The following is a 1,639-nucleotide window of genomic DNA, read 5'->3' on the forward strand; positions in this document are numbered from 1 at the left end:
CGTTGTCGAGCGCCAACTCGGCATACATCCGTTTGAGCTTGGCGTTCTCGGACTCGAGCTCCTTGACCCGCCGCAGCTCGGACGCCTCCAAGCCGCCGTACTTGCTCTTCCACTGGTAATAGGTCGCCGTGCTGATGCCGACTTGGCGACAGATGTCTTTGACTGGAACGCCTGCGTCGGCCTGCTTGAGCGTGGCGATGATCTGTGTCTCGGTGAACTTCGATGTGCGCATGGAACCTCCTGACTTGGGAACGATGCCAGAAAGATCTACTTATGCGGTGTCTGCGGATCGGGGGAGCTTACGAGTGGAACAGGTACGAGAAGCCGTCTGGATTCGTGCTCATTCCTACGCCTCCGATGGATGCCTGGTGTGCAAGCCGCCCCAGGAATTCCCTCGACATCGCCGGCAACATCGAATTCGTCAAAATCGCATCGATCATCCGCCCACCCGATTCGCTCTCGGTACACCGGCTCACCACCAGCTCAACAACTGAATCGTCGTACTCGAACGGAATCTTGTAGCGCTCTTCGATGCGTTTCTTGATGCGATTCAACTGCAGTCGCACGATCTGCCCGAGCATGTCGTTGCTCAGCGGGTAATACGGAATCGCCACCAGCCGCCCGAGCAATGCCGGCGGAAACACCTTCAACAACGGCTCACGGATGGCCTTGGCCATGGCTCCCGGGTCGGGTATCAGCTCCGGGTCCTTGCACAGGCTGGCGATCAGGTCGGTGCCCGCGTTGCTGGTCAGGATGATCAAGGTGTTGCGGAAATCGATACGGCGACCTTCGCCGTCTTCCATCCAGCCCTTGTCGAAGACCTGGAAGAACAGTTCGTGCACGTCCGGGTGGGCTTTTTCCACTTCGTCCAGCAGCACCACCGAGTACGGCTTGCGGCGCACCGCTTCGGTGAGCACACCGCCTTCGCCGTAGCCCACATAGCCCGGCGGTGCGCCCTTGAGCGAGGAGACGGTGTGCGCTTCCTGGTACTCGCTCATGTTGATGGTGATCAGGTTTTGTTCGCCGCCGTACAAGGTTTCGGCCAGCGCGAGTGCGGTTTCGGTCTTGCCCACGCCGGAGGTGCCGGCCAGCAGGAACACGCCGATCGGTTTGTCCGGGTTGTCCAGACCGGCGCGGCTGGTCTGGATACGCTTGGCGATCATCTCCATGGCATGGTCTTGGCCGATCACGCGCTTGGCCAGCAGGTCGGGCAGGCGCAGCACGGTGTCGATCTCGTTGCGCGCCATGCGCCCGACCGGGATGCCGGTCCAGTCGGCGACTACGGCGGCCACAGCCTGGTAATCGACGGTTGGCAGGATCAGCGGCGATTCACCTTGTAATGTTGCCAGTTCGGCCTGCACCAGCTGCAGACGTGCCAGTAAGGTGTCGCGATCAACTTGTACCGGTGCGTCGAGCACGGCAGTGTCGCCAGACGCACGCTGTTCGGCCTCCGCTTCCAGCGCACTGCCGGTGCCTTCCACCGGCGCATTGCCGGCCCGCAGTTGCGCGCGTAGCGACAACAGCTCATCGACCAACGCCTTTTCGGCAACCCAGCGCTGTTCCAGCTCGCGCAGGCGGGTATGTTCGCTTTCCAGTAAACCTGCACACGCGGCAGCACGCTCCTCCACCACGATGCCAA

The 1,639-nt window shown here is 61.6% G+C and carries 2 protein-coding genes; both read right to left on the reverse strand.

Going from position 1 to position 1,639, the window contains the following annotated elements:
• Nucleotides 1–232, reverse strand: a 232-nt coding sequence (locus tag J7396_RS22345) for a transposase (RefSeq protein ID WP_209262181.1), incomplete at its 3' end; no start/stop codon positions are given.
• 67 nt (nt 233–299) lie between these two features.
• Nucleotides 300–1,639 (reverse strand): AAA family ATPase (locus tag J7396_RS22350; protein ID WP_209262182.1); only part of this gene is annotated, 1,340 nt, incomplete at its 5' end.

This window comes from Xanthomonas sp. A1809 (genome assembly GCF_017746015.1).
Taxonomy (GTDB): domain Bacteria; phylum Pseudomonadota; class Gammaproteobacteria; order Xanthomonadales; family Xanthomonadaceae; genus Xanthomonas; species Xanthomonas euvesicatoria.